This is a genomic window from Sphaerisporangium aureirubrum (genome assembly GCF_042658925.1).
Classification (GTDB): domain Bacteria; phylum Actinomycetota; class Actinomycetes; order Streptosporangiales; family Streptosporangiaceae; genus Sphaerisporangium; species Sphaerisporangium aureirubrum.
The window spans coordinates 24469-50638 of record NZ_JBHSRF010000023.1 but is presented as its reverse complement, the minus strand read 5'-3'; the positions used below and the strand labels follow the sequence as shown (position 1 = coordinate 50638).

Annotated in this window: 28 protein-coding genes; 13 read left to right on the top strand and 15 right to left on the bottom strand. The window is 74.6% G+C overall.

Translation table 11 applies throughout. From position 1 onward, the window contains the following. Positions 1-4: 4 nt before the first annotated feature. Genes ACFP1K_RS17600 through ACFP1K_RS17590 form a run of 3 tightly spaced genes read right to left on the bottom strand, consistent with a single transcriptional unit; the run spans position 5 to position 2231 of the window. Complete coding sequence (locus ACFP1K_RS17600; protein WP_380754159.1) at positions 5-1138, bottom strand: winged helix DNA-binding domain-containing protein; 1134 nt, start codon at positions 1136-1138, stop codon at positions 5-7. Between the two features lies 1 nt (position 1139). Further along, positions 1140-1304, bottom strand: coding sequence for a hypothetical protein (locus tag ACFP1K_RS17595; protein WP_380754156.1), 165 nt, complete (start codon positions 1302-1304; stop codon positions 1140-1142). 39 nt (positions 1305-1343) lie between these two features. Continuing rightward, on the bottom strand, positions 1344-2231 hold the full coding sequence (locus tag ACFP1K_RS17590) for a TIGR03560 family F420-dependent LLM class oxidoreductase (protein ID WP_380754153.1): 888 nt from the start codon (positions 2229-2231) through the stop codon (positions 1344-1346). Between the two features lie 210 nt (positions 2232-2441). Here ACFP1K_RS17590 and ACFP1K_RS17585 point away from each other — a divergent pair, with 210 nt between their 5' ends. The 3 genes from ACFP1K_RS17585 to ACFP1K_RS17575 all read left to right on the top strand — a co-directional run bounded on the left by ACFP1K_RS17585 (position 2442) and on the right by ACFP1K_RS17575 (position 4455). Continuing rightward, a complete protein-coding gene (locus ACFP1K_RS17585) occupies positions 2442-2807 on the top strand; it encodes a hypothetical protein (protein ID WP_380754150.1) in 366 nt (121 codons plus the stop codon). A gap of 68 nt (positions 2808-2875) precedes the next feature. Beyond that, positions 2876-3613 carry a VOC family protein gene (locus tag ACFP1K_RS17580; protein WP_380754147.1) on the top strand — a complete coding sequence of 246 codons (738 nt, stop codon included), beginning with the start codon at positions 2876-2878 and terminating at the stop codon, positions 3611-3613. A gap of 302 nt (positions 3614-3915) precedes the next feature. Then, positions 3916-4455, top strand: a complete 540-nt coding sequence (locus tag ACFP1K_RS17575) for a DUF1062 domain-containing protein (RefSeq protein WP_380754144.1) — start codon at positions 3916-3918, stop codon at positions 4453-4455. A gap of 105 nt (positions 4456-4560) precedes the next feature. Here the strand turns inward: ACFP1K_RS17575 and ACFP1K_RS17570 are convergent, their stop codons facing one another. Then, positions 4561-4944: a winged helix-turn-helix transcriptional regulator gene (locus ACFP1K_RS17570; RefSeq protein ID WP_380754141.1), complete on the bottom strand. Its 384-nt coding sequence runs from the start codon at positions 4942-4944 to the stop codon at positions 4561-4563. A gap of 158 nt (positions 4945-5102) precedes the next feature. On the opposite strand from ACFP1K_RS17570, the gene ACFP1K_RS17565 reads away from it, so the two are divergent. The 4 genes from ACFP1K_RS17565 to ACFP1K_RS17550 all read left to right on the top strand — a co-directional run bounded on the left by ACFP1K_RS17565 (position 5103) and on the right by ACFP1K_RS17550 (position 10071). Then, complete coding sequence (locus ACFP1K_RS17565; protein ID WP_380754138.1) at positions 5103-6062, top strand: NADP-dependent oxidoreductase; 960 nt, start codon at positions 5103-5105, stop codon at positions 6060-6062. A 54-nt stretch (positions 6063-6116) separates the two neighbouring features. Further along, complete coding sequence (locus ACFP1K_RS17560) at positions 6117-6881, top strand: SDR family NAD(P)-dependent oxidoreductase (protein ID WP_380754135.1); 765 nt, start codon at positions 6117-6119, stop codon at positions 6879-6881. Between the two features lie 231 nt (positions 6882-7112). Further along, a complete protein-coding gene (locus tag ACFP1K_RS17555; protein ID WP_380754132.1) occupies positions 7113-9101 on the top strand; it encodes a GTP-binding protein in 1989 nt (662 codons plus the stop codon). 58 nt (positions 9102-9159) lie between these two features. After that, positions 9160-10071, top strand: coding sequence for a helix-turn-helix domain-containing protein (locus ACFP1K_RS17550; protein WP_380754129.1), 912 nt, complete (start codon positions 9160-9162; stop codon positions 10069-10071). Here the strand turns inward: ACFP1K_RS17550 and pdxR are convergent. Continuing rightward, a complete protein-coding gene (gene pdxR, locus ACFP1K_RS17545) occupies positions 10022-11551 on the bottom strand; it encodes a MocR-like pyridoxine biosynthesis transcription factor PdxR (RefSeq protein ID WP_380754126.1) in 1530 nt (509 codons plus the stop codon). The two genes, ACFP1K_RS17550 and pdxR, sit on opposite strands and share 50 nt — an antisense overlap. A gap of 66 nt (positions 11552-11617) precedes the next feature. Between pdxR and ACFP1K_RS17540 the strand changes: the two genes are divergently transcribed. From ACFP1K_RS17540 to ACFP1K_RS17530, 3 genes are all read left to right on the top strand, one after another. Beyond that, positions 11618-12316, top strand: coding sequence for a B3/B4 domain-containing protein (locus tag ACFP1K_RS17540; RefSeq protein ID WP_380754123.1), 699 nt, complete (start codon positions 11618-11620; stop codon positions 12314-12316). Positions 12317-12428: 112 nt separating this feature from the next. Further along, positions 12429-13184 (top strand): HAD family hydrolase, encoded by a 756-nt coding sequence (locus ACFP1K_RS17535; protein ID WP_380754121.1) that lies wholly within the window; start codon positions 12429-12431, stop codon positions 13182-13184. A 58-nt stretch (positions 13185-13242) separates the two neighbouring features. Further along, the gene (locus ACFP1K_RS17530) at positions 13243-13908 is read left to right on the top strand and encodes a helix-turn-helix domain-containing protein (protein WP_380754118.1); all 666 of its coding nucleotides are present in this window, start codon (positions 13243-13245) and stop codon (positions 13906-13908) included. Between the two features lie 12 nt (positions 13909-13920). Here the strand turns inward: ACFP1K_RS17530 and ACFP1K_RS17525 are convergent, their stop codons facing one another. The 5 genes from ACFP1K_RS17525 to ACFP1K_RS17505 form a co-directional block, all read right to left on the bottom strand. Next, positions 13921-15042, bottom strand: a complete 1122-nt coding sequence (locus ACFP1K_RS17525) for an NAD(P)/FAD-dependent oxidoreductase (protein WP_380754115.1) — start codon at positions 15040-15042, stop codon at positions 13921-13923. 73 nt (positions 15043-15115) lie between these two features. Next, positions 15116-15991: an RNA polymerase sigma factor SigJ gene (gene sigJ / locus ACFP1K_RS17520; RefSeq protein WP_380754112.1), complete on the bottom strand. Its 876-nt coding sequence runs from the start codon at positions 15989-15991 to the stop codon at positions 15116-15118. 79 nt (positions 15992-16070) lie between these two features. Further along, positions 16071-16628, bottom strand: a complete 558-nt coding sequence (locus ACFP1K_RS17515; RefSeq protein ID WP_380754109.1) for a PadR family transcriptional regulator — start codon at positions 16626-16628, stop codon at positions 16071-16073. A gap of 40 nt (positions 16629-16668) precedes the next feature. Then, positions 16669-17097 (bottom strand): hypothetical protein, encoded by a 429-nt coding sequence (locus ACFP1K_RS17510; protein ID WP_380754107.1) that lies wholly within the window; start codon positions 17095-17097, stop codon positions 16669-16671. A 114-nt stretch (positions 17098-17211) separates the two neighbouring features. After that, complete coding sequence (locus tag ACFP1K_RS17505) at positions 17212-17694, bottom strand: nitroreductase/quinone reductase family protein (RefSeq protein WP_380754104.1); 483 nt, start codon at positions 17692-17694, stop codon at positions 17212-17214. A gap of 91 nt (positions 17695-17785) precedes the next feature. Between ACFP1K_RS17505 and ACFP1K_RS17500 the strand changes: the two genes are divergently transcribed. The 3 genes from ACFP1K_RS17500 to ACFP1K_RS17490 all read left to right on the top strand — a co-directional run bounded on the left by ACFP1K_RS17500 (position 17786) and on the right by ACFP1K_RS17490 (position 19995). Further along, positions 17786-18277 carry a MarR family winged helix-turn-helix transcriptional regulator gene (locus ACFP1K_RS17500; RefSeq protein WP_380754102.1) on the top strand — a complete coding sequence of 164 codons (492 nt, stop codon included), beginning with the start codon at positions 17786-17788 and terminating at the stop codon, positions 18275-18277. A 93-nt stretch (positions 18278-18370) separates the two neighbouring features. Then, positions 18371-19147 (top strand): hypothetical protein, encoded by a 777-nt coding sequence (locus ACFP1K_RS17495; RefSeq protein WP_380754099.1) that lies wholly within the window; start codon positions 18371-18373, stop codon positions 19145-19147. Further along, a complete protein-coding gene (locus tag ACFP1K_RS17490) occupies positions 19144-19995 on the top strand; it encodes an SDR family NAD(P)-dependent oxidoreductase (RefSeq protein WP_380754097.1) in 852 nt (283 codons plus the stop codon). Before ACFP1K_RS17495 ends, ACFP1K_RS17490 begins: the two co-directional genes overlap by 4 nt. On the opposite strand, the gene hpnH is transcribed toward ACFP1K_RS17490, so the two are convergent. The 5 genes from hpnH to hpnE all read right to left on the bottom strand — a co-directional run bounded on the left by hpnH (position 19972) and on the right by hpnE (position 26065). Further along, positions 19972-20976, bottom strand: coding sequence for an adenosyl-hopene transferase HpnH (gene hpnH, locus ACFP1K_RS17485; protein ID WP_380754094.1), 1005 nt, complete (start codon positions 20974-20976; stop codon positions 19972-19974). The genes ACFP1K_RS17490 and hpnH overlap by 24 nt on opposite strands. Then, complete coding sequence (locus tag ACFP1K_RS17480; RefSeq protein ID WP_380754093.1) at positions 20973-21569, bottom strand: phosphorylase family protein; 597 nt, start codon at positions 21567-21569, stop codon at positions 20973-20975. The genes hpnH and ACFP1K_RS17480 overlap by 4 nt, the downstream gene beginning before the upstream one ends. Next, positions 21566-23554 (bottom strand): squalene--hopene cyclase, encoded by a 1989-nt coding sequence (gene shc, locus ACFP1K_RS17475; protein ID WP_380754321.1) that lies wholly within the window; start codon positions 23552-23554, stop codon positions 21566-21568. The genes ACFP1K_RS17480 and shc overlap by 4 nt, the downstream gene beginning before the upstream one ends. A 178-nt stretch (positions 23555-23732) precedes the next feature. Next, positions 23733-24740, bottom strand: a complete 1008-nt coding sequence (locus ACFP1K_RS17470; RefSeq protein WP_380754091.1) for a polyprenyl synthetase family protein — start codon at positions 24738-24740, stop codon at positions 23733-23735. After that, positions 24737-26065, bottom strand: coding sequence for a hydroxysqualene dehydroxylase HpnE (gene hpnE, locus ACFP1K_RS17465; protein WP_380754088.1), 1329 nt, complete (start codon positions 26063-26065; stop codon positions 24737-24739). The genes ACFP1K_RS17470 and hpnE overlap by 4 nt, the downstream gene beginning before the upstream one ends. Between the last annotated feature and the right edge of the window lie 105 nt (positions 26066-26170).

Genomic DNA, 26170 nt, shown 5'->3' with positions numbered 1-26170 from the left:
CGGTTCACGGGCCGGGCAGGAGGCGAACGCGGCGGTCGGCGACGCCGGGGTCGGTGAAGGCGAGCAGGCGGGTGGCCTCGGCCTCGATGGAGGTGTGGTCGGCCAGGGGTAGCGGGCGCATCGGCTGGACGGTGAGGGTGACGGTGTCCTCGGTACGGGTGCGGGTCCAGGTGGCGGCGACGGTGCCGTCGAGCAGGACGGTGGCGGCGACGCCGGCGCCGACGCAGACGCGGCCGCGGATCTCGCCGGTCATGACGCGGGTGCGGTCGGAGTAGGCCAGCAGCAGCGCGTCGAAGTCCGGCAGGAACCGCACCGGGGCCGGGGTGCCGGGGTCCGGGAGCGGCGCGCCGGGGAGGTCGAACAGTTCACGGCCGGACTCGTCGGCGTAGACGCGCAGCTCGGGGCGTAACCCGTCGAACACCTCGCGCAGGCCGCCGATGCCGGACCAGACGCGGGCGTCGGCCACGCTCGCCGGGCCGAACGCCGCCAGGTACCGCCGGACCAGGAGCCGCAGGTCCGCAAGGGTGGCCTCGGCCCGCACGCCGGTCCACGCGGCGTCGGCGAACGGGGTGGCGCCCCGGACGTTCCAGGTGCCGCTCGGGGCCGGGTGCACCACGGGCCGCAGGTACTGCACGCTCCAGCCGAGAGCGCCGGCGTCCGAGCCGGGGCGCCGCGCGGCGAGCAGCCGCCCGACCTCGGGGCGGGTCAGCACCCTGCCGCCGGCCAGCAGCTCCCCCGCCTCGGCTGCCAGCGCGTCCAGGTCGACGCCGGTGGTGCGGGTGCCGAAGGCGTTGCGCCGCGCGCGGCGCAACAGCGGGCTCAGGGCCGGGCGGACCAGCCGGAAGTCCGGCACCGTCACCATGTGCTGGGTGGCCCTCATCAGGGTGGACCGCACCACCGAGCGGTCCTCGACCGCCGCGGTCAGGTCACGGAGCGCGAACCGTTCGAGCCTGCTCCACAGCGCCAGGTACGGCAGGTTCGGGTCCTGCGCGTTCAGCCCGAACAGCCGCTCGACGGCCGCGACGACCGGCAGGTCCACCCGCCGCAGCAGCAGCTGGCGCTCCAGCACCGCGCGGTTGAGCGCCCGCGTGCTCAGCACCTGGACGCCCGGCCCCCGCGCCGGTCCGCGGGCGCCCACCTCAGCGCACCTCTCCGGGGAACCCGCCCGCGGTCCCGCGCACCTTCCCGGAGAACCCGCGCACGTCTGCGGCCGGCAGGCCCGGCGCCGCCACGGCGAGGAAGCCCGCCCGCGCCCGTGGGATTTCGGGACGAAGCCCGCTGATGCCCTGCGGAGAGGTCGTCATACCGTCGACGTTACGAGCTATTAAGGCCGCTTTCTGTCCTCAATGCGCGGCCAAAGTGGGTTCCGCGCGGCCGGCGGGGACGACGGGGGCGATCCGGGCGGCGAGGGCGGCCAGGTGGGAGAGCCAGTGGCCGGTGGAGGGGTCGGGGACGGTGACGATGACGTGGTCGATGCCCTGAGCGGCGAGGGTGACGCAGCGCTGGGTGCTCTCCTCGATGGTCTCGCCGTCGGGGATGCGCATGTGGAGGGTCTTCTCGATCTCGTCGTAGGGGCGGCCCAGACGGACGCAGTGGGCGCGCAGGACGCCGAGCTTGTGCCGTACGTCGGCGCCGTGCAGCAGGTTGCAGGCGTCGGCGTACTCGGCGACCATGCGCAGCGTCTTACGCTCGCCGCCGCCGCCGACCAGGATGGGGGGACGTGCCCGCGGCGCGTTGAGGGGGCGTTCCAGCGTGTAGTGCCTGCCGCGGTAGGGGGTGTCGTCGCCGCCGGCCATCCGGCGGGCGATGCGCAGGGTCTCCTCCAGGCGCTCGAAGCGCTCGGCCCGGGCGGGGAAGGGCAGCCCGAGGCCGCGGGCCTCGGGCTCGTACCAGCCGGCGCCGATGCCGAGCACGGCACGGCCCCCGGACAGGGCGTCCAGGGTGCCTACCTGCTTCATCAGCATGCCGGGCTCCCGGTAGACGGGACAGGTGACCAGGGTGCCCAGCGTGATCCGGGTGGTGAGGGCGGCGGCGTAGGACAGCGCGCCGTACGCCTCCAGCATCGGCTCCTCCGCCTGGCCGAAGTTCGGGATCTGGAACAGGTGGTCCATCACCCACAGACTGTGCAGCCCGGCTTGGTCGGCGCCGCGCGCGACGGCGGCGAACCGCGCGGCGATGGCGGCGTCGCCACCGGGCCAGGTGAAACGCGAGCAGGTCAGGCCGAGTCGCACGAGAGGCTCCTTCGAGAGGTTTGGTGTGTGCCCGGACCGGGGGAAGCGCGTCACCGTCGCCGTCCGGGCATGAAAAAACCCTCTCGCCCGGGTTTTCGCACCGGGGGCCGAGAGGGCACCGATGGAGTAATCATCTCATGCGGGTGACTTGTGCCATGCCAGTAATGTGTGGCGTTCCCCCGGGTCCGGCCCGCAGGTGATGATGAGGCCATGGCGGCACGCGGACGCAAGGCGCTGAAGTGGGCGGGTGGCGTGCTGTTCGCCGGGGCGGTGATCGCGATGGGCGTCTACTTCGCCCGCGTCGGCCTGGAGAACGCCGACCGCACGGCCAGCGTCATCGGCGCGTTCGTCGGCCTGACCGGCCTGGCCGTCACCGTGTACGCCATGCTCACCGGGACGACGCCGGGCACCCGGCGGCCGGGCGGCTCCGGCGAGACCCGCAACACCGTGGAGGGCGGCACCGTGTACGGCCCGCTCGTCCAGGGCCGCGACTTCCACGGCGACATCACCCTCGGCCCGTCCACGCCCCGGCAGGACCCGCCACCCGGCGGCGAGCGGCCCGCGACCGGCCGGTAGGGACCAACCGGCGGTCGGCGGTGACATCGACTTCGTTGACTGATCCGCCTGGGCTAGGGTTGGGCGGCATGGCGCTGCGGCTTGTTCAGGTGAATTTCAAGGCTCGGGACGACTCGGCCCTCGGCCGGTTCTGGGCGGACGCGCTCGGCTGGGGTGTCTCCAGCGAGGGACCCGGTGTGACCAACGTCGAACCCGTGGGCTTCACCTGGCCGGATCCCGTCGCCGTCTGCGTCGACGTCGTCACCGTCCCGGACCCCGAAACGGTGAAGTATCGCGTGCACCTCGATCTCGCCACCACCTCCGCGGCCCATCAGGTGGAGCTGGTCGCGCGTCTGAAAGAGCTCGGCGCGACGCCCGCGGATGTGGGGCAGGGCGACGTCCCGTGGACGGTTCTGGCCGACCCGGAGGGCAACGTGTTCTGCGTGCTGGAGCCCCGGGAGATCTACCGGGACACCGGGCCGATCGCCGCGGTGGTCGTCGACTGCGCGGACCCGCGGGCCATGGCCCGGTTCTGGGGCGAGGCGATGGACTGGACCCTGCACGAGGTGAGCGACGATGCCGCGGTGCTGCGTTCGGCCAAGGGAGTCGGGCCCTACCTGGAGTTCCTTCGCACGTCCGGCGTGAGGACCGTGTGGAACCGCGTCCATCTGGACCTGAAGCCGTACCCCGGTGACGATCAAGCGGCGGAGGTGGCCCGGCTGGGAGCTCTCGGCGCCACCGGCGTCGACGTCGGCCAGGGCGACGTGTCATGGAAGTGCCTCGCCGACCCCGAGGGCAACGAGTTCTGCGTCCTCTCCCCGGGCTGACGCCGGCGCTCACCGTAGACACCCTCACCTGGTGGCACCGACGACATTCCGGCCGGAAAACCGTTTGAGCCCTCCTCCCGCGTTCCCGTAGGTTGCCTGCGGCCCGTCGCCGTGAGGACAGAGGACAACCGCGTGACCCCGCCTGCTCTTCAGACCTGACACTTTCTTCCGCTCACCTGTAGCCGGCGCTCTCGTCGGTTCCGCCGGGCTGCCCTGGTGCGTCCGGTCATACAGCGTTTGAGGTCGCGCGTAATCGGCCTCGCGTCAGGTCTAGAGAGATCATGTCTTCACAACCTCATATCGTGCTGCCCTGGGTCGTTCGCCGGACCAGGCTGCCGCTGCTGTCACTGCGGTGCGTGGACTGCCCGTCGGAGTCGGCCACCGCCGGCGAGGGCAGGTTCCGCGTCAACGCCAACGGCAAGTTGCTGGACGTGTGGCTGCTGGTCCGCTGCGTATCCTGCGACTGGACGAGCAAGCTCACCGTCCACGAGCGAGCGCCGGTCAGATCCTTCGATCCGGCCGAGCTCCACGGCTACCACGTCAACGATCCGGAACTGGTGGCGTCCAGGCTGCTGGATCCGCTGCTCGCCCGGCGCAACCGCTTCACCCTTGACTGGACGGAGGCCTGGCGGCTGCACACCCCGCCGGCACGGCTCGACGAGACGTGGCCGGTCCGGGTGGAGGTCCTCTTCGAGGATCCGGTACCGGTGCGCCCGGACCGGCTCATCGCACAAGGGCTCGGCCTCAGCAGGAACCAGGTACTGCGCCGGATCAAATCCGAAGTTCCGCTGCGCCGTACGACGACCGCCGGATTCACCTTCACCGTGATGGCCGGGGACTAGCGGGAACGTAGCCGCGGCGGGCCCCCCGCCCGCCGCGGCCGCGCCCCGAAACCATGCCGTGTACGCCTTCCGGTCACCGTGCCGGGCTCTGCCGCAGCACTCGCCTCATCGGGCGTCGAAGGCCGTCCTTGAGTCCACGATGCCGGCGGCGTTGTCCTCCGCCCATCCGGCGAGGGCGCGGACGATCTCGAGCAGGCTGAAGCCGCGCGGGGTCAGCGCGTAGTCGACTCGCGGGGGTTTGGTGTCGTGGACGGTCCGCGTGACCAGGCCGTCGCGTTCCAGCCCTCGCAGTGTCGCGCTGAGCATGCGCTGGGTGATGGGCTCGCTCATCCGGCGCAGCTCGTTGAACCGCCGGCTGGTGTCGCCCAGCTGGCAGATGACCACCACCGACCACTTGTCGCCGACCCGTGCGAGTACGTCGCGGATCAGGTCGCGGCCCTGCTCGCACAGGCCGGAGGTGTCGTCCACGTCCGGGAGCGGGTGCGCCATGGTCAGCAGTATACGAGAGGTACCAGGTTCCGCCCGGGATGGTTCTCCCGGTGATACCTGGGCACGTCGAAGTGCTCTCTTGCCGCCTCCGCCGCCTCGATGCGAGGGTACGGATGACGTACCAGGTATACAAAGAGAACCATCGAGGAGCTGCGGTCTTGCTGGCGATCGGATTTTACGAGTTCGGGGGACCCGGCGTGTTGCGGGTCGTCGACCTGCCGGAACCGCATGCCGGGCCCGGCGAGGTGCGGGTGCGGGTGCGCGCGGCGGCGGTGAATCCGGCGGACACGCTGCTGCGCTCCGGCGTGCACGCGGAGGCGTTCGCCGGGGTGGCGGCCCCGTACGTCCCCGGGATGGACATCGCCGGCGTGATCGACGAGATCGGCCCGGGGACGGAGACCGAGCTGTCCCCCGGGGAGCCGGTGATGGCGATGGTGATCCCGCTGGGCCCGGCCGCGGGCGGCTACGCCGAGTACGTGGTGCTGCCTGCCGGATGGGTCGTCCGCGCACCGGCGGGCACCGGCCACGCGGAGGCGGCCACGCTGCCCATGAACGGGCTCACCGCTCGGATGACGCTCGATCGGCTGGCGCTCGCCCCTGGCTCGACCCTCGCCGTGGTCGGGGCCGCCGGGACACTCGGGGGCTACCTGGTCCAGCTGGGCAGGCACGCGGGGCTGACCGTCGTCGCCGACGCCGCGCCCGCCGACGAGGCCCTGGTCCGCCTGTCCGGCGCGGCCGACGTCGTGGCCAGGGGATCCGACGTCGCCGGACGTATCCGGGCCCGGTACCCGGACGGCGTGGACGCGGTCGCCGACGCGGCGCTGATCGGGCCGCGCCTCCTCGCCGCCGTCCGTGACGGTGGCGCCTACGCCCGGTTCCGCGGCGGCGGTGAACCCGGCGGCCACGATTTCGGCGGCACCGGCGGGGTCAGGGTGCGGACGATCTTCGTCCTCGACTACGCGGGGCGGACCGACAAGCTGGACGAGATCCGCGGGCTCGCCGAGTCGGGCGTGCTCACCCCGCGCGTCGCGGCGACCCTCCCCGCCGCCGAGGCGGCTACCGCGCACCGGCGGCTCGCGGCCGGCGGTGTTCGCGGCCGGCTGGTGCTCACCTTCTGACATCGCCGGCCGGTTCTTACCAACGAAACCAACGAAACCGACATAGGAGTAATCGTGTCCGCACGTTTCGCAGAGAAAGTCATCCTGATCACCGGCGCCACCTCCGGGATGGGTCTCGCCGTCGCCGAGCGGGTCGCGGCCGAGGGCGCGAAGGTCGTCCTGGCCGCCCGCGGCAAGGAGGCCGGGGACGGGGTGGTGGCCGATCTTCGCGCCGACGGCCGGGAGGCCGTCTTCGTGGCGGCCGACGTGACGGTGGAGGCCGAGGCGGCGGAGCTGGTCCGGCAGGCGGTGAGCCTGTACGGGCGGCTCGACGGTGTCTTCAACAACGTCGGCGCCGCCACCGCGATCGGGCCGGTGAGCGAGGTGGACGGCGACGCCTGGCACGCCGACCTGGCGCTCAATCTCAGCAGTGTCTTCTTCGGCCTGAAGCACCAGATTCCCGCGCTGCGGGCGAGCGGCGGCGGCGCGATCGTGAACAACGCCTCGGTCCTCGGCGTCACCGGGGCGGCGGGCATGGCCTCCTACAGCGCCGCCAAGCACGGCGTGGTCGGGCTCACCCGGTCGGCGGCGCTCGACACGGCCACGGACGGCATACGCGTCAACGCCCTGGTCACCGGCGGCGTCGACACCCCGTTGCTGCGCGGCAACATGGGCCCGACAGCGGAGGAGTCGGTGCGCCAGGCCGGAGCGCTGCACCCGGTCGGGCGGATCGGCCGTCCGGACGAGATCGCGGCGTTCACGGCGTTCCTGCTGAGCGACGAGGCCAGGTTCATCACCGGGGCCGCCCTCGCGATCGACGGCGGGATGACCGCCGGCTGACCAGGAATCCTCGCAGGTCATCACGACTGCTCGGCTCCCGCGATCGGCACGGCGGGCCGAGTGGGCCGGAGCGGCCGCGCCACGCCGGGCGGGTGGTAAATCGCTTGCCCGGGGGAAACATGATCTGTTGTACTTCCGGCCGATGACCGATCCGCCAAGGAGATGAAATGCGCCGCACGTCTGTGTCCCTCCACAAGGAATCCATCACCCTTATGAAGGACATGACGTTCTGTGCGTATTTTGAACTTGGGAATCCTGGCGCATGTCGACGCCGGTAAGACGAGCCTGACCGAGCGGCTGCTGTTCGCCGCGGGCGTCATCGACGAGGTCGGCAGCGTGGACGACGGCAGCACGCGGACCGACTCGCTGGAGCTGGAGCGCCTGCGCGGCATCACGATCAAATCGGCGGTCGTGTCGTTCGTCGTCGGAGGCGACGTCACGGTCAACCTGATCGACACCCCTGGGCACCCCGACTTCATCGCCGAGGTGGAGCGGGTGCTGAGCGTGCTCGACGGCGCGGTGCTGGTGGTGCCCGCCGTGGAGGGGGTGCAGGCGCAGACCCGCGTGCTGATGCGCACGCTGCGGCGCCTGGGCATCCCCACCCTGATCTTCGTGAACAAGATCGACCGCATGGGCGCGGATCACGCGCGCGTGGTCCGTCAGATGGCGGAGCGGCTGACCCCGGCCGTCGTGCCGATGGGCGCGCCCGGCGCCGAGGGCACGCGGGACGCGGTCTTCACGCCGTACACCGCCGGGGACCCCGGATTCGTCACCCGGCTGGTCGACCTGCTCTCCGAACGCGACGAGGCGTTCATGGCCGCGTGCCTGGACGACCCCGCCGCGGTGCCCTACCCGCGGATCCGCGCCGAGCTGGCGTCGCAGACCGGGCGGGCGCTGGCGCACCCGGTGTTCGCCGGGTCGGCCATCACCGGGGCGGGCGTGGACGAGCTGATCTCCGGGATCAGGGAACTGCTGCCCGCGGCGGAGGGCGACGCGAACGGCCCGGCGTCCGGCACGGTCTTCAAGATCGAGCGCGCGCCGAACGGGGAGAAGCTGGCCTACGTCCGGGTCTTCGCGGGGACGCTGCGGGTGCGCGACCGGGTGCGGCTCGGCCGGGGCCGGGAGGGCAGGGTCACCGCGATCGGCGTCTTCGACCGCGGCGCGGCCGTGCGGTGCGCGTCCGCCGGCGCGGGCCGGATCGGCCTGGTGCGAGGGCTCGCCGACGCGCGGATCGGCGACCAGATCGGCCCCCCGCGCGCCACCGCCGGTGAGCACCACTTCGCGCCGCCCACCCTGGAGACCGTGGTGGTGCCGTGCCGCCCCGCCGACCGGGGAGCCCTGCACGCCGCGCTGACCCAGCTCGCCGAGCAGGACCCCCTGATCGGCCTGCGGCAGGACGACGTGCGGCGGGAGATGTCGGTGTCGCTGTACGGCGAGGTGCAGAAGGAGGTCATCCAGTCCACGCTGGCCGGTGACTACGCCCTCGACGTCACCTTCCGCGAGACCACCACCATCTGCGTCGAGCGGCCCGCCGGCGGCGGCGCGGCCGTGGAGATCATCGACATGGACCCCAACCCGTTCCTCGCCACCGTGGGGCTGCGCGTCGAGGCGGCCCCGCCCGGCACCGGGGTGCGGTTCGGGCTGGAGGTCGAGCTCGGCTCGCTGCCGTACTCGTTCATGCGCACGGTGGAGGAGACCGTCCGGGAGACCCTGCGCCAGGGCCTGCACGGGTGGGAGGTCGTCGACTGCGCGGTCACCATGACGCACTCGGGCTACTGGGCGCGGCAGAGCCATTCGGGCGCGGACTTCGACGCCGGTATGTCCAGCACCGCCGGGGACTTCCGCAACCTGACGCCGCTGGTGGTGATGGAGGCGCTGCGGCGGGCGGGCACCGTCGTGTACGAGCCAATGCACCGGTTCCGGCTGGAGGTCCCCGCCGACACCCTCGGCGTGATCCTTCCGGTCCTGGGGCGGCTGCGGGCGGTGCCGCGCTCGACGGCGACCACGGGGCCGTCGTCGGTGGTGGAGGGCGAGATCCCGGCAGCGCGGGTGCACGGGCTGGACCTGCGGCTGCCCGGCCTCACCCGCGGCGAGGGCACCCTGGAGTGCGCCTTCGAGGGATACCGGCCGGTCCACGGCGAGGTGCCGTCCCGGCCGCGCACCGGCCACGACCCGCTGGACCGCAAGGAGTACCTGCTGCGGGTGCGCCGCCGGGTGTGACCGTGGCACGCGCACCGCGGTTTGACCTTCGAGTGGCTCGAAGGTGCAGAGTCGGGGCGTGAACGACGACACCGCGCCGTACACCGTCGGCATGATCTCGCGCCGTACCGGTCTGTCCGCGCACACCATCCGGTTCTGGTCCGACAGCGGCCTGGTCCCGCCGAGCGGCAGGTCCGCCGGGGGGTACCGGCTGTACGACGCGGCGGCCGTCGCCCGGTTCGACCTGGTCAGGACGCTGCGCGACCTCGGCGTGGGCATCGCGGCCGTGCGGGAGATCCTCGCCGGGCGCGCCACGCCGGCCGAGGTGGCCGGCCTGCACGCCCGCGCGCTGGACGCGGAGATCCGCACGCTCGCCCTGCGCCGCGCCGTGCTCCGCGCCATCGCCGAGCGGGGCGGCACGACAGAGGAGATGACGCTCATGAACGACCTCGCCCGGTTGTCCGCCGCCGAACGGCGGCAGGTGGTGGACGGCTTCGTCGCCGAAATCTTCGCCGGGATCGGCCCCGGCGACGACGCGATGATCGTCGCCGAGTGGATGCGCGAGATGCCCGCCGAGATGCCCGCCGACCCGGCGCCCGAGCAGGTCGACGCCTGGGTGGAGCTGTCCGGGCTGGTCGCCGGGCAGGACTTCCGGCGGCGGCTGCGCGCCATCGTGCTCAGCGGCGCGGCGGACCCGGGGTTCGACGACGGCTTCGCGCTGCGCGGCCGCGTGCTGGAGCACGCCGGGCGGGCGCTGGCCGGCCGGGTCGCGCCGGAGTCGGCCGAGGGCGGGCGCCTGCTCGGCCTGGTGGCCGGCCCGGACGTGGCGGCCGGTGCGCGCGCCGGGCTGCGCGAGCGGCTGGAGATGCTCGCCGACCCGGACGTGGAGCGCTACTGGCAGCTGCTGGACCTGCTCAACGGCCGGGTGCCCTCCCCCACGGTCATCCCGGAGTTCCACTGGGTGATCGCCGCGCTGCGGGCCCACGGCTGAGCGGCGCGCGGCGGGCCGCGCCGATGGCGGCGACACCGGCGGCGATGTCGGTGGGGGTGCTGGCGGCGTAGCCGAGGACCAGGCCCGGCGGGCCCGGCACCTGCCGGTGCCAGGACAGGGGCTGGACCTTGACGCCGCGCTCCAGGGCGGCGGCGGCCAGCTCGGTGTCCGGGGGGCCGCCCGCGAAGGTGATCATCAGGTGCAGGCCGGCGGCCGCGCCGTGCACCGTCGCGTCCGGCAGGTACGCGCGGATCGCGGTGATCATGGCGTCCCTGCGGCGGTGGTGACGCCGCCGCAGGAAACGCAGCTGGCGTTCCAGCTGGCCGGACTCCATCAGCTGCGCCAGCACCAGCTGCGGCAGCACCGCGTTGCCGAGGTCGGCGAACCGCTTGTCCTCGATCAGCGTGTCGCGGTACCGGGCCGGCGCCACCACCCACCCCACCCGCAGCGCCGGGGCCAGCAGCTTGGACACGCTGCCGGCGTAGCAGACCCGCTCGGGCAGCACCGCCCGCAGCGCGGGGACCGGCGGCCGGTCGTAGCGGTGCTCGGCGTCGTAGTCGTCCTCCAGGACCAGGCCGCCGTCCGCGGCCCAGCGCATCAGCTCCCGGCGCCGCTCCCCGCCGAGCACCACCCCGGCCGGGAACTGGTGCGCCGGGGTGAGCAGCGCGGCCGGGGCGCCGCAGGCCCGCAGCTCGCGCACCACGACGCCGTCGCCGTCCACCGGGACCGGCGGGGTGGTGAACCCCGAGTGCCACAGGTGCTGGCGGGTGCCGAGGGAGCCGGGGTCCTCCACCGCGACCGCGGTGACGCCGTCCGCGCGCAGCGCCCGCCCCACCAGCCCGAGCGCCTGGGCCACCCCGGCGACGATCAGCACCTCGCCGGGGTCCACCCGGATGCCGCGGTTGCGGGCCAGCCAGTCGGCCACCGCCCGCCGCAGCGCGGGCGCGCCGCGCGGGTCGCCGTAGCCGAGGTCGGACGCCGACAGCGACGCCAGCACCGCGCGCTCGGCGCGCAGCCACGCCGTGCGAGGGAACGCCGCGAGGTCGGGCACCCCGGGCGACAGGTCGATCCGGGCCCTGGCCGCGCGCAGCGCGTCGAACACCCCCGCGTCCGGCTCGCCGCCGAACACCGCCCCGGCCCGGGGGGCGGCGGGCGGAGCGGGCGCGGGTCCCGGCGCGCTCACCGGGGCGGCCACCACGATGGTCCCGCCCCGGCCGCGCCCGGCGACGTGGCCGTCCTCGCCGAGCCGCTGGTAGGCCTCGGTCACCACGCCCCGCGACACCCGCAGGTCCCCGGCGAGCACCCGGGTGGCCGGCAGCCTGCTGCCCACCGGCAGGCGGCCGTCGCCGATGGCGCGCCGCAGCTGCTCGGCCAGCCAGCCGGACCGGCCGCCCGCCGGGGCGTCGGCGATGTCGAGCTGCAGGAAATCGGAGCCGGAGGTTATGGACCGGTCGTCTGGCCGTGATTTGGCCCTACTCACCGTGCCATTGTGGCAGCAGAGTATGACCGTGAACACCGCTGACCGACGGACCGGCAGGAACCCGTGATGTACATCCAGCATTCGGCGGACATCTGGTCCGCCCATCCCGAGCTCGTCGCCGGAGTGGTCGCCGCCACCGGCATCACCGCGGACGCCGAGGTCGGCGCCCGGGTGGAGGAGTTCTCCGCCGCCGCGCGGGCCAGGCTCGCGGCGGGGCCGGAGGGCGAGTTCCCCGAGATCCAGGCCTGGCGCCGCGCCTTCTCCCGGATGGGGCTCAAGCCCACCCAGTACCGCTGCGCCGCCGAGGCGCTGCTGCGGCGCCTGCGCAAGGAGGGCGCCCTGCCGCGGATCCACCCGCTGATCGACCTGTGCAACGCGATCTCGACGGCGTACGCCGTCCCGGTGGCCGCGCTCGACGTCACCAGGATCTCCAAGGGCCTGGACGTCCGCCTCGCGCACGGCGACGAGGTCTACCACACGTTGTCCGGCCAGGTGGAGCACCCCGGCCCCGGTGAGGTGATCTTCGCCGACGCCGCCGGCCACGCCCACGCCCGCCGCTGGACCAACCGCCAGAGCGGCCACTCGGCCGTCCGCGACGGCACCGCCACCGTACTGATCGTCATGGAGGCGATGCACCCCTCGGCGGCCGGCGACGTCCCGAGGCTGGTGTCCACCCTCGCCGCCGAACTGACCGCCGTGTGGGGCGGCACCCCGGCCACGGCGGTGCTGAGCCGCTCGGCACCGCGCGCGGAGTTCGCCGTGTGAGGCGCGCGATCATGGCGTTGGCGCGACTCGCGAGGCTCTGACCAGGGGTTTCCCGTGCGGGCGGCGACCGGGGAAGGTAACGTCTCCAGCATCGGGGGATGGAGGTCCGGTCATGCCTGTCATCGACCTCACACTGATCAATGCCGTCGTCTTCGACACCGACGGGGTCGTCACCGACACCGCCCGCGTGCACGCCGCGGCGTGGAAGCGGGTGTTCGACACCTTCCTGCGGGCCAGGCCCGGGCCGTTCCGGCCGTTCGACGTGCGCCGCGACTACCTCGCCCACGTGGACGGCCGGCCGCGGGCCGACGCCGTGCGGGCCTTCCTCGGGTCCCGCGGCCTGGCGCTGCCCGAGGGCGGCCCCGGCGACGACGCCGGGGTGCCCACCGTGCACGGGCTGGCCATGGCCGAGGACCGGCTGTTCCTGGAGCAGGCCGGGCGGCACGGCGTCGCCGCGTTCCCCGCCACGGTGGCGCTGCTGCGCGACCTGCGGCGCCGCGGCTGCCGTACGGCGGCGATCTCCCCCGCCGGGCACTGCCGCGCGGTGGTGACCGCGGCGGGCGTGCTGCACCTGTTCGACACGCTGGTGGACGGCGAGGACGTCTCCCGCCTCGGTCTGCCCGGCCTGCCCGACCCGGCGCTGCCGCTGGAGGCCGCCTGCCGCCTGGACGTCCCGCCGCGCGCCGCCGCGCTGGTGGAGGACGCCCCGCCCGGGGTGACCGCGGGCAGGCGTGCCGGGTTCGGGCTGATCGTCGGGGTCGACCACGGCGGCAGGGCCGCCCGTCTCACCGAGGCGGGAGCCGGGGTGGTCGTCGGCGACCTCGGCGACCTGACCCTCACCGGCCGCGTCCGGGTCGGCGCCCGATGAGGCCCTGCCCGCGCGCCCGCCCGGCCGGTGGGGTCGCGTCTGTGAACGGGGGAATCCGGTGGCACAGGAGCACGGGTCGCCCGGGGATCTGGGCCGGCGCATCGCCTATCACCGCAAGAACCTCGGGCTGAGCCGGGCCGAGCTGGCCGCGCGGGCGGGGATGGCGCCGGGGTTCATCGCCTACCTGGAGGAGCACGCCACGCCCCTCACCGAGGGGACGCTGCTGCGGCTGGCCGCGGCGCTGCACACCACGGCCGACGAACTGCTCGGCGGCGGGCTGGACCGGCCGCCGGGGCAGGGACGCCCGCCGCGGCTGCCCGAGACGCGGGCGCTGCCGCCCCGGGAGTGCCTGCGGCTGATCTCCCCCGGCGGCATCGGCCGGGTCGCGTTCGGCGGCGTCGCGGGGGCGCCGGCCGTGCTGCCGGTCAACTACATGGTCCGCCACGGGGCGATCTTCTTCCGCACCGCCGAGGACGGCCTGCTGGACCGGCTGCTGCGGGCCGCCCCGCCGGACACCCCCGCCGAGATCGGCTTCGAGGTCGACCACATCGACGAGGCCGAACGGGGCGGCTGGAGCGTTCTGGTCCAGGGCCCCGCCTGCCGCCTCACCCCCGCCGAGTCCCCCAAGGACCCCGGGGTGGAACCCTGGGTGGGCGGCGAGCGCGACGTCTACGTCCGGGTCACCCCGCGTCAGGTCACCGGGCGCCGGGTCCATGGCTTCTGACCCGCCGCCCGCTCACAGGTAGCCGGGGATGGAGGGGTGGCGCAGCCCGTAGATGGTGCCCTTCACGATGGCCTCCTTGTACCGGGCGGCGGCGCGGCCGGTGATGGCGGCCCGGCGGGGGGTGTCGTCGGTGTGGACGAACTGCACGATGCCGTCCTCGCGGCCCAGGCTGATGCACTGGTTGAAGTAGCGGAACCGCAGGGGACGCGGCTCGCGGCCCGACAGGCGCGCGGCGATGGCGCGGGCGGCCTGCTGGCCGGACGGGATGCCGGTGGCGCAGGCCATGCGCAGTTCCCGGCCGTCCGGTGTGCGCAGGGCCGCGGCGTCGCCGACGGCGAGGATCTCCGGGTGGGAGACCGAGCGCAGCGTCCCGTCGACGATCATGCGGCCGTGGGCGTCGACGGAGATCCCGGCCTCGCGGGCCAGGCCGGGCACCGTGAATCCGGCCGCCCACACGACGGTGTCGGCGGCGAGGTGCTCCCCGCCGTCCAGCAGCAGGCCGTCGGCGCGGACCTCGGACACCCGGGCGCCGGGGCGCGTCTCGACGCCGAGCCGCCGGAAGGTGGCGCGCAGGTGCCGCCGGGCGTGCTCGGACAGCCCCTCGCCGGCCTCCCCGTCGGTGACCAGGCGGACCTTCAGCGCCGGGTACGCCTCGGCCAGCTCGGCCGCGGCCTCGATCCCGGTGAGCCCGCCGCCCACCACGGCGAGCACCCCGCCGGCGGCCCGCCCCGCCAGGTGGTCGCGCAGCCGCGCGGCCTGCTCGGGGACGGCGACGCTGAAGGCGTGCCGGGCGACCCCCGGCACCGACTCCAGGTCGGCCCGGCTGCCGAGGGCGTAGACGAGCGTGTCGTAGCCGAGGTCCCGCCCGGCGCGGCCCAGCCGCACGGTGCGGGCCCCGGTGTCGATCCCGGTGACCCTGCCGACCACCAGCTCGATGCGCGGGTCGGTGAGCAGGTCCGCCAGCGGCAGGTCCTTCAGGACCTGACCGGCGGCCAGCTGGTGCAGCCGCACCCGTTCGGCGAACCGGTCGCTCTCGTTGACCAGAGTGATCCGCGCGTCGGTGAGCTTGGCCGTCAGGTTGGCGGCGATGACTCCCGAGTAGCCCGCTCCGATGACCACGATGTGGTGTGTCATTTCGTTTCTCCCTTCGCTGCCTGTTGAACCGGCGGCGGGGGCGATCCGTGACAACGACCGTTTGTGAAGCGCGTCACACGAGTCGCGAGGCGGCGTGGACGAGCTTGTCGGGGTTGGCGACCGAGCGGATCGCGGTGACCATGCCGTCCGGGCCGGTCTCCACGAAGGTGACGGACTGGAGCGTGCCGCCGAGGGACGTCAGCACCGCGGGCTCGCCGTTCAGCGACCCGATGGCGAACTCCAGGCCCACCCCCCGCGGGCCGCTGAGCAGGCCGGCCAGCAGGCGGGCGACCTTGGCGCGGCCGTACACCGGGCGGACGGACGCCGCGGCCTTGCCGCCGCCGTCGGCCCAGTTCACCACGTCCTCGGCCAGCATCCGTTCCAGGCCGGCCACGTCGCCCGCGGTGGCCGCGGCCAGGAACCGTTCCATGATGCGCCTGCTCTCGTCGGGAGAGACGGTGAACCGCTTGCGCGGCTCGCCGACGTGGCCGCGCGCCCGGTGGTAGAGCTGCCGGGCATTGGACTCGTCGACGTCCAGGATGTCCGCGACCTCGCGGTGGCTGTGCCCGAACGCCTCGCGCAGCACGAACGCCGCGCGCTCGGGGGGCGTGAGCCGTTCCAGCAGCATCAGCATGCCCATCGACAGCGAGTCGCGCTGCTCCACGGTCTCCAGGGGGCCGAGCCACCCGTCCCCGGTGACGACGGGCTCGGGCAGCCATTCGCCCACGTAGGTCTCCCGGCGGGCCCGGGCGGAGGTGAGCCGGTTGAGGCACAGGTTGGTGACCACCTTGGTCAGCCACGCCTCCGGCACCTCGACCGCCTCGCTGTGCTCCCACCGCAGGTAGGCGTCCTGCAGCACGTCCTCGGCCTCGGTGGCCTCCCCCAGCATCCGGTAGGCCAGGCCGAGCAGGCGAGGACGGTTGGTCGCGAACCGCTCCAGCTTGCTCATGGCCCAAGTGTGGCACCGCGGATGCCCGGTGCCGCCGGGGGGATCGGGTCCGCGCGGGCCCGCGCGGACCCGATCCCCGTCACGCCTGTTCGGCGGGCAGGCCTCCCGCGGAGAGGGTGTCCACGAGCCGGGCGACGAAGCGGCGCTCGGCCTCCAGGACGGCCAGGCGGTACTCGTCCTCCACCGGGAACGGCCAGGACAGGCCGCCCTCGGCCGCGGTGCGGGCCCCGGCGCGCAGCTCGCCCGCCAGGGTGGTCAGGGTGAGGAGCCGGTGGCGCAGCAGCGCGGCCACCTCCTCGGGGGCGAGCGCGCCGAGCAGCGACAGGGCGACGCCGAACTGCGGGTACTCCTGCCGCGGCGTGCCTATCAGGTCGCGCATCCACTCGTGGAACTCCGCGCGACCGGCGTCGGTGAGGGTGTAGACGGTGCGCTCGGGGCGCCGGGTGTCGCGCACGGTCTCCCGTTCGGCGATGAACCCGGCCCTTCTCAGTTGATCCACCACCATGTACAGCGATCCCCGGCTGTACTTCACATATCTGTCCTGCCCGGTTCGCCGCAGCCGCCGTCCCAGCTCATAGGGGTGCATGGGCTCGGTCAGCAGCCAGGCGAGCACGGCCAGCGCCAGCGGGTTGGCCACTTCGCGCCGTCTTTCCACGACGTTTCAGGTCTCGCGCCGGTCAGCGGCTCGGGTGCCCGTCGTCGATCTCGCCGGCCAATGCCCTGGCCGCCGCCACGTCGTCCGGCCCGAATCCCTCGAAGCCGCTGCGGTGGTACTGCTCGGCCTGGCCGTCGATCCACCGGCCGTGCGCCTCCCACGCGGCCTGCTTGCTGGTGCCGAGCGCGGCCCCGATCTGCGACCACGACGCGCCCGCGCCGCGCGCCGACCGCACCGCCAGCTGGCGGCCGTACCCGGCCTTGCGGGCGAGCACCTCGCCGAGGGCCAGCAGCTCCAGCGCCTCCTCCTGGGTGAGCGGCGGGCTCGCGAACCGCGGCTCGTCCTCGTCGGCCGCCGTGGACGCCATCGCGTCCCGGGTGCGTAGTTCGTCGTAGCGGGCGGCAGCGGTCAGCAGGGTGAACCGCGCGTCGAGCATGTCGGGAGTGACCATGGTTCCGAGTATTTCGTCAAGTCATCTTGACGTCAAGATGCCTTGACGGTGAGATCATCGTCTCTCATGGGGCCGAGGAACAGCGGATGCTCATCCCGAGGGCCTACCTGGGCTTCATCGGTGCGGGGTCTCCGGGGCGGATCGGGGCACCAGCCGGATGATCGGCAGTTCCCGGTCCGTCTTGTCCTGGTACTGGGCGAAACGGGGCGCGGCGGCGGTGATCTGCTCCCAGGCTTGTTCGCGCTCCGCCCCGTGGAGTTGCTCGGCGACCACCGCCACCGTGCGCCCCCCGACCTCGACCCGGACCTTGTCGGGATGCGCGGCGAGGTTGTGGTACCAGGCCGGATTGCCCGCCGCCCCGGCCGCCGAGGCCACGATCAGCCAACTGTCGTCCCCGCCGGGGAAGTAGCCGACCGGGGTCGTCCGCTCCAGCCCGCTCTTGCGTCCGACGCTCGTCAGGACCAGGGCGTTGAAGCCCATGGACGTGGCGCCGCCCGTACGGCGGATCCGCCTGGCCATCAGCTTGTTCAACGATCGAAACACCCAGCCGGTGGGCTGGCGGCTACCGCGGGTCCCCGCAGGGGTGTCGAAGCTCATGTGCCCTCTTCCTGGTGGTGGACAGCCCGCCATCGTTCGTGAAGCGTACTGTACGTATCGTTAACTATATTTGCCGTGTACCATAATGCCCATGACCGCAACGGGGCAAGGGGCCGCATCAGATGGCCGGCGCACCGGCACCGACGGCACCCAGCTGGACGTCGCCACCGGCCTGGTTCAGCTCACCGGCCTCGTGCAGGGCATGTACGCGCGCGTCTCCGAACGCCACGACCTGACCCCCGTCCAGGCCAAGCTGCTGTGCGTCCTGCTCGACGGCCCCAGGGGCATGGCCGACCTGGCGCACTGCTTCGGTGTGGAGAAGGCCGCCCTCACCGGGCTCACCGACCGGGCCGAGCGGCGCGGCCTGGCCCGGCGCTCGGCCGTGCCGGGCGACCGGCGCGCACTCCAGGTGACGCTGACCGACACCGGCCGCCAGGCCGCCCTCGCCTTCCACGCCGAGGTCACCACGGAGCTCACCCGCCTCATCGCGCCGCTCACCCCCGGCAGCCGCGAGCACTTCCGCAGCGCGATGGCCGAGATCATCACAGGATGCCGTGCGGCCTCGTCGCGGCATGAGTGCTGACACCGGGACTCACCCGTGGCCCGCAGGCTGGCAGCCGGCGGCCCCCTCGCCTGCTGAAGCCTGGTTCGGCAGCCCCCGTGATTGGCTTGGATCATGACGCCACAGGAGGAGTTCGACGCGTTCCTGGGCCGGGTGACCGGCGACCCGGGGGTGCTCGGGGTGGTGCTGAGCGGGTCGCGGGCGCGGGAGGGCGTCGCGACGGCTCACTCGGACTACGACGTGACGCTGGTGACCGCCGACGGGGTGCCGTCGGCGGAGGCGCGGCGGGACGCGCGCCTGGACGTGTCGGTGATGCCGCTGGCGGAGTTCCGTGAGCACGCCCTGCCCGGGTCGGGGACCGAGTGGAACCGGTACGCCTTCACGCGCGCCCGGGTGCTGAAGGACACCGCCGCCGGGCTCGTCGGCGGCCTCGTCGCCGCGAAGGGCCGCCTGACGCCGTCCGAGGCCGCCGCGGTGGCGCCCGCCGCGCTGGACGCCTTCCTCAACGGCGTGTACCGCTGCCTGAAGAACGCGCGGGACGGCGACGCGACCGGGGCCCGGCTGGACGCCGCCGAGGCCCTTCCCCACCACCTGACCTACGTGTTCGCGCTGCACGGGCGGGTGCGGCCGTACAACAAGTACCTGGCCTGGGAGCTGGACCGCCACCCGCTGCCGCGCCCCGAGTGGTCCCGCGAGCACCTCCTCGGCCTGCTGTCCGAGGCCTTGTCCCCCGCCGCCGCGCCCGCCGTGCGGCGGCTGCTGACCGAGCTGGAACCACACGCCCGCGCCGCCGGCCACGGCTCCGTCCTGGACTCCTGGGGCGACGACCTGAGGTTCATGCTCGGTCACGGCGAGTGCGCGGCGCCGGACGGGGGAGGTCACCCCGGGTGAGGAGTACGAGGCTGGCGGGCGCCCGGGTGCTGATCACCGGCGCGTCCTCGGGCATCGGCGCCGCCACCGCCCGCGCCATGGCCCCCACCGGCGCCCGCCTCCTGCTCACCGGCCGCGACCGCACCCGGCTTGCCGCCGTCGCCGCCGAGACCGGCGCGCGAGCCCTGGTCTGCGACCTGACCGCCCCGGACGCGGCGGCCCGCGCCACCGCCCCGGCACCCGGGCACGCGGAGGTCGCGGGGAGCGCCGGGGTCGTGGAGGCACACGGGGTCGCCGGGCTGGTCGCGGCGGCAGGGACGGTGGACGTCCTGGTGGCCAACGCGGGGGCGGGGTGGGCGGGGGCGTTCACCGCGATGCCGCCGCAGGAGCTGGAGCGGCTGGTGGTGCTGAATCTGACGGTGCCGATGCTGCTGACCCGGTTGCTGCTGCCCGGCATGATCGAGTCGGGGCGGGGACATGTGGTGCTGGTCGCCTCGATCGCGGGGGCCGTCGGGGTGCGGGACGAGGCGGTGTACTCGGCGGCCAAGGCGGGGCTGCTGGTGTTCGCCGAGTCGCTGCGGCACGAACTGCGCGGGCCCGGGGCTCCGGGCGTCTCGGTGGTCCTGCCCGGCGTCGTCGACACCCCGTTCTTCGCCCGCAGGGGCGCCCCGTACGCCCGCCGCCACCCGGCGCCGATCCCCGCCGAGCGGGTGGCCCGCGCCGTCGTCGCGGCCGTGGAGCGCGGCCGCCCCGAGTCCTACGTCCCCGCGTGGCTCCGCCTGCCCGCCCGCCTGCGCGGCGCGGCCCCCGGCCCGTTCCGCCTGCTCGCGCGCCGCGCCGGCGGGTCAGCCGGTCCGCAGCGCCCGTAGGGACTCGCGCAGCGAGGTGAGGGTGGCGAAGACGGCGGTCGGCTCGTATCCGCAGTGGGCCATGCAGTTGGCGCAGCGGGGGTCGTGGCCCCGGCCGTAGGAGTCCCAGTCGGTGCCCTCGACCAGCTCGCGGTAGGTCTCGGCGTAGCCGTCGGCCATCAGGTAGCAGGGCCGCTGCCAGCCGAGCAGGGAGTACGACGGGATCGCCCACGCCGTGCAGGGGAAGTCGGCCTTCCCCTCCAGGAAGTCCAGGAACAAGGGTGAGTGGTTGAGGCGCCAGCGGCGGCGGTTGCCGCCCGCGAACGCGGCGCGGAACAGGGCACGGGTCTGGGTGACGCCGAGGAAGTGCTCCTGGTCGGGGGCCTTCTCGTAGGCGTAGGCGGGGGAGATCATCATCTGGTCGACGGCCAGGTCGTCGTTGAGGTAGTCGAGCACCTCGACGACCGTGCGGGCGGTGTCGGTGGAGAAGAACGTCGTGTTGGTGGTCACCCGGAAGCCGCGGCGGCGGCACTCGCGCACGGCCTCCACGGCCGCGTCGAACGTCCCCGGGTGGCACACCGAGGCGTCGTGGCGTTCGCGCAGGCCGTCGATGTGCACGGTCCAGGAGAAGTACCGCGAGGGCGTGAACTGGTCGATCTTCTTGGGGATGAGCAGGGCGTTGGTGCACAGGAACACGTAGTGCCTGCGGGCGACCAGTTCCCGGACCATCTCGCCGATCTGCGGGTGCATCAGGGGCTCGCCGCCCGCGATGGACACCATCGGCGCGCCGCTCTCCTCGACGGCGGCCACGGCCTGCTCCACCGGCATGCGCTGCCGTAGCACGTCGGCCGGGTGCTGGATCTTGCCGCAGCCCGCGCACGCCAGGTTGCACGCGAACAACGGCTCCAGCTCCACCAGCAGCGGGAACTTGGCTCGGCCGCGCAGCTTCTGGCGCAGGATGTAGCCGCCGATGCGCAGGCTCTGCCGGATCGGGATCGTCATGGCCGTCCCTCCTTGGCGTGTACGGACGCCGCCCATCGCGCGAGCACGGGCCCGAGCCGCCGCAGCACGCGCCGGGCCCGCACCCCGCCCCGCAGGGCGGCGAGACTGGGCAGCGGCGCGGCGGGGGTGTCCACCACGACGCGGACCACGGCCAGCGGCCGGTCCGCCGCGACCGCCTCCGCCAGTGGCCAGGACTCCATGTCCACCACCCGGGCGCCGGTGGCGGCCAGCCGCGCGCGGGCGGCGCCGGTCACCAGGCGGTCGCAGGTGAGCAGCGCACCGGTCTGGGCGGGGATCCCTTCGCGGGCGAGTTCCTCGGCGAGCTCGTCCGCCAGGGGGCACGGCAGCGTCCGGTCCCGGTAGCGGACCTCGTTCGCCACCAGCGCCTCCCCCGGCCGCAGCCCGTCGTCCAAGGCCCCGCCGAAGCCGGTCACGGCCATCGCCCGGTAGCCGTCCAGCCGGGGCACGGCCCGTGCGGCCCGGCGTGGCCCCATCCCGGTGCGCACCACCGCGACACCGTCACCCGGCCGCAGCCCCCGCGCCACGGCCCGCGCCTCGACGCCCAGCGCCACGCAGATCACCAGACCGTTCACCCGGCGCCCTCCTCCACGGCGGTCGGCCACGCTTTCCCGTCGTCCAAGCGGTCCGCGGCGGACGGGTTCGGATCCCCGTCGCCCGGGCCGTCTCCCGTGGCGGGTGGACACGGATCCACGGCATCCGGGTCGTCGTGCCGCCCGGCGCGCAGGTAGCGGCCCAGGGCGATGATCGGGAAGACCAGCCGGTACAGGTGGTAGTTGATGTAGAAGTCGCCGGGGAAGCCGGTGCCGGTGTAGTGCGGCTCGTCCCAGGTGCCGTCGGGGCGCAGGTCGCTCACCAGCCGGCGCACGCCCGCCTCCACGGCCGGGGAGCGTTCACCGGCGGCGAGCAGGGCGATCAGCGCCCAGGCGGTCTGGGACGGCGTGGAGTGGCCGCGGCCGATCCACGCCGGGTCGCGGTAGGAGCGCATGTCCTCGCCCCAGCCGCCGTCGGGGTTCTGGTGCCGTTCCAGCCACGCGACCGCCCGCCGCACCGCGGGGGCGTGCGGAGGGATGCCGGCGGCGGCGAGGGCGGGCAGCACGGCGCCGGTGCCGTAGACGTGGTTGGCGCCCCAGCGGCCGAACCACGACCCGTCGGGCTCCTGGGCCCGCAGCAGCCAGGCCACCCCGCGCCGCAGCACGGCGGGGTCGGCGGGCGGCTCGCAGGCCAGCGCCTCCACCACATGCGCGGTGACGTCGGCGGACGGCGGGTCGATCACCGCGCCGAAGTCGCAGAACGGCAGCCTCCTGATCAGCGCGCGGGTGTTGTCGGCGTCGAACGCCGCGAACCCGCCGTCCCGGCAGGCCATGCCCGCCATCCAGCGCACCGCCCGCCCTACGGCCGGCCGTACTCCCTCCAGCGGCACCCGGCGCAGCGCCAGCACCACCTCGGCGGTGTCGTCGGTGTCGGGGTAGCCGTCGTTGTCGAACTCGAACGCCCACCCGCCGGGCGGCAGGCCGGGGCGCCGCACCGCCCAGTCGCCCGGGCAGCGGACCTCCTCGCCGAGCAGCCACGCGGCGCCCTCGGCGACGGCGGGGTGGGTGGCGGGCAGACCGGCGTCCAGCAGCGCGGTGACGGCCAGCGCGGTGTCCCACACCGGGGACTGGCACGCCTCCATGCGCCGCCCCCGCTCGTCGCGGACGGTGAAGCGGTCGAGTCCTTGGAGGCCGCGCCGCATCACCGGGTGGCCGACGTCGTAGCCGGACAGGTTCAGCGCGATCAGTGAGTACACCCACGGCGGCTGGATGCCGCCCCACGACCCGTCGGCCTCCTGCCGCGTCACGATCCACTCGGTGGCCCGCCGCAGCGCCGCGCGGCGCAGGCCCGGCAGCGGGTGGCGCTGGTAGCGGCGCAGCACGCGGTCCAGAACGCCGAGCGCCCCGCCGTGGCCGCCGCGCCGCGCGGGGCGGCCGGTCCGCAGCTCGGCCAGGTCGAACGGCAGCGGGCGCACCGGCCGGTGCGCGGCCACGACGGTCAGCGGCACGATGGTCTGCCGGGCCCAGCACGCCCAGTCGTACACGTTGAGCGGGCACCACGGCGGCAGGAAGATCATCTCAGCGGGCAGCGCGGGCAGGTCGTCCCACCGCCACTGCCCGAACAACGCCAGCCAGATCCGCGTGAACACCCGCGCGGCCCCGATCCCCCCGCCCCGCCGCACGAACGCCGCCGCGGCCCGCATGTGCGGCTCGCCCGGCGGGTCCCCCGCCAGCCGCAGCGCCGTGTAGGCCTCGACGGTGGTGGACAGGTCGCCCGGCCCGCCGTAGTAGTTGGCCCACGTGCCGTCGTCCCGCTGCTGTGACCGTATCCACCGCGCCGCGTCGGCGGTGTCCCCGTCGTCCCGCACCCCGAGGAACTCCCGCAACAGCAGATCCTCGGCGTCCATCGTGACGTTGGTCTCCAGCTCCCCCTTCCACCAGCCCTGCGGTGACCGCAGCCCGATCAGGTGCTCACACGCGGCCCCGAGCGCGTGTCCGGCATCGGAGACATGTCCGGCGCCGGGGATATATCCGGCGGCGGGGAGGTGTGTGGTGGCAGTGGGGGGCGCCGATGTGGTGGGCGGCGTGGTGGTTTGTGCCGGAGTTGTGTTCGCCGGGCTCGTGTCGGCGTTCGTGTCGGCTGTGGTGGGCGGTGTAGTGGTTTGTGCCGCGGTTGTGTTCGCCGGGCTTGTGTCGGCGGTCATGTCAGTGGTCCCGGGCGGTGATGAACGCGGCGATGTCCAGGAACTCGGTGCGGACGGACGGGGGGAGGACGGCGTCGGCGAGGTGGCGCTGGGCCACGTCCAGGCGGTGTTTGGCCTCGGCTTCGGCCCAGGCTCGGCCGCCGGCGTCCTCCACCAGGCGGGCCGCCTCGCGTAGTTCGTACTCCGCCAGCGGGCCGGGGCCGGCGAGCAGGCCGGCCAGGCGTGCCCCGGCGGGGGTGCCGCCGGTGAGGGCGGCCACCACGGGCAGGGTCTTCTTGCGGGCCCGCAGGTCCGACAGCACCGGCTTGCCGGTGGTCTCGGGGCTGCCCCAGATGCCGAGCAGGTCGTCGACCAGCTGGAACGCCAGCCCTGCCTCGGCGCCGAACGCCGCTAGGGCCTGCGGCAGCGCGGGGGGTGCCCCCGCGGCGAGGGCCCCGATGGCGCAGGAGCAGGCCAGCAGCGCGCCGGTCTTGTCGGCCGACATGCGCAGGCACTCCTCCAGGCCCACCTCGGCGCGCCGCTCGAACTCCAGGTCCATGGCCTGCCCGGCGATGAGGCGGCGGGTCGCCGCACTCAGCGAGTGCGCCGCCGCGGCGTGCCCGGGGGTGCCCGCGGCGGCGAGCAGCTCACCGGCCAGCGCGAGCAGCGCGTCCCCGGCCAGGATCGCCTCGGACCGGCCGAACAGCGTCCAGGCGGCCGGGCGGTGCCTGCGGACGCGGTCGCCGTCCATGATGTCGTCGTGCAGCAGCGAGAACGCGTGCACCAGCTCCACCGCCGCCGCGGACGGCAGATCCGGCGGGGCTCCGGCCGCGCGGGCCGACAACACCGCGAGCGCGGGGCGCAGCGCCTTGCCGCCGGCGTCGGCGGGGCGGCCCTCGTGGTCGGCCCAGCCCAGGTGGTACGCGGCGACCCGCCGGGTGACCGGATCGAGCAGGCCGACCGCCGCGCGCAGCGCCGGGGCGACCAGCTCGCGGGCCGCGGGCAACGCCGGGGGCACCAGCGGCGTCATGACGCGGCCCCCTCGCGCAAATGGCGCCGGACCAGGCGGGCGGCGGTGAGTCCGCTGCGCACGGCACCCTCCATCGTGTCGGGCCAGCCCGTGTCGGTCCACGCGCCGGCGAGGTACAGGCCGGGCCACCGGGTGGCGGCGCCGGGGCGCAGGGCGCCGCTGCCGGGGCCCTGGCAAAACGTGGCGCGGCGCTCACGGGTGACGAAGAAGTCGGTGAGCCGCGCGGAGGCGGCGGCGGGAAGGATGCGCCGCAGCTCGGGGTCGAACTCGGCGCGCACCCGGGCGGACGGCAGGTCGATCCACCGGTCGGCGGCCGACACCGACACCGTGAGGTACTGCCCGCGGTCCAGCCCCGCCACGCCGGTCTTGTCGAAGATCCACTGGACGGGCGAGCCGACGACCGCGGCGAACGGCAGGCCGGTGACCCGCCGGTCGTACACGGCGTGCACGTTGACGATGGGGCTGGACCGCAGGCCCGCCCACCGGTCCCGGCCCGGCGCCGCGCCGTCGGGCACCAGCCGGGCGGCCTGCTCGTGCGGCACGGCCAGCACCACGGCCGAGGCCTCCACCCGCCGCCCGTCCACCATCAGCGCCGGCCCGGGCAGCACCGCGCCGACCTTCGCCGACAGGCGCACCCGGCCGCCACGCCGGGCGATGGCCCGCTCGGCCGCAGTGCCGTGCAGCTCGCCGAGCGGCACGGCGGGGACGCCGATGTCGGCCGCGTCGGCCCGGCCGAGCAGCGCGGTGCGGAACACCTTGACCGCCGCGCCGAGCGCCGCGTGGTCGGCGGTGACGTTGAGGGCCGCGACGGTGAACAGCTCCCACACCGCGTGCCGCGCCGGTCCGCGCTGCCCGTGCCCGTCCAGCCAGGTGCCGAGGTCCACCAGGTCCAGCCGCGGGTCGGCGGGATCGAGCCGGGCCAGCGCCAGCGACCCGCGCACCGCGCGCATCCGGTCCCCCGGCCCGAGCAGCGAGTACGTCGCCAGCGCGGGCAGCAGGTGGAACGGCCCCGGCAGCGCCGCGCGGCGCAGCCGCCCTTCCCGGCCGCCCGGGGTGAGGACCCGCACGTCGAACCGGTCCTGCATCCGCACCCGCCTGGCCCCGCCGATCCGGTCGAGCAGCCCCCGGTAGGCGGTGCAGCAGCGCAGGAACACGTGCTGGCCGTTGTCGACCATCAGGTCGCCCCGCGCGAACGAATGCGTGGCGCCGCCCAGCCGGGGCCGCGCCTCGTACAGCGTGACCCGGTGCCCCGCCTCCCCGAGCGCCACGGCGGCGGCGATCCCCGCCAGCCCCCCGCCCACGACCGCGACCGGCGGCCCGCTCACCGCCCGGCCCCTCTGCGGACGCGCGGCGTCCCCGCGCCCGGCGTGCGGGCAGGGACGCGGGACGGCCCGCTGTGTACGCGCGGTGTCCCGCCGTCCGGCGTGCGG

Bases quoted from the DNA above. Each gene is read 5' to 3' on its own strand.
- ACFP1K_RS17595 (WP_380754156.1), bottom strand. From the start codon at position 1,304: ATGACGACCTCTCCGCAGGGCATCAGCGGGCTTCGTCCCGAAATCCCA.
- ACFP1K_RS17585 (WP_380754150.1), top strand. From the start codon at position 2,442: ATGGCGGCACGCGGACGCAAGGCGCTGAAGTGGGCGGGTGGCGTGCTG.
- ACFP1K_RS17580 (WP_380754147.1), top strand. From the start codon at position 2,876: ATGGCGCTGCGGCTTGTTCAGGTGAATTTCAAGGCTCGGGACGACTCG.
- ACFP1K_RS17570 (WP_380754141.1), bottom strand. From the start codon at position 4,944: ATGGCGCACCCGCTCCCGGACGTGGACGACACCTCCGGCCTGTGCGAG.
- ACFP1K_RS17540 (WP_380754123.1), top strand. From the start codon at position 11,618: ATGTACATCCAGCATTCGGCGGACATCTGGTCCGCCCATCCCGAGCTC.
- ACFP1K_RS17535 (WP_380754121.1), top strand. From the start codon at position 12,429: ATGCCTGTCATCGACCTCACACTGATCAATGCCGTCGTCTTCGACACC.
- ACFP1K_RS17525 (WP_380754115.1), bottom strand. From the start codon at position 15,042: ATGACACACCACATCGTGGTCATCGGAGCGGGCTACTCGGGAGTCATC.
- sigJ (WP_380754112.1), bottom strand. From the start codon at position 15,991: ATGAGCAAGCTGGAGCGGTTCGCGACCAACCGTCCTCGCCTGCTCGGC.
- ACFP1K_RS17510 (WP_380754107.1), bottom strand. From the start codon at position 17,097: ATGGTCACTCCCGACATGCTCGACGCGCGGTTCACCCTGCTGACCGCT.
- ACFP1K_RS17505 (WP_380754104.1), bottom strand. From the start codon at position 17,694: ATGAGCTTCGACACCCCTGCGGGGACCCGCGGTAGCCGCCAGCCCACC.
- ACFP1K_RS17500 (WP_380754102.1), top strand. From the start codon at position 17,786: ATGACCGCAACGGGGCAAGGGGCCGCATCAGATGGCCGGCGCACCGGC.
- ACFP1K_RS17495 (WP_380754099.1), top strand. From the start codon at position 18,371: ATGACGCCACAGGAGGAGTTCGACGCGTTCCTGGGCCGGGTGACCGGC.
- hpnH (WP_380754094.1), bottom strand. From the start codon at position 20,976: ATGACGATCCCGATCCGGCAGAGCCTGCGCATCGGCGGCTACATCCTG.
- ACFP1K_RS17470 (WP_380754091.1), bottom strand. From the start codon at position 24,740: ATGACGCCGCTGGTGCCCCCGGCGTTGCCCGCGGCCCGCGAGCTGGTC.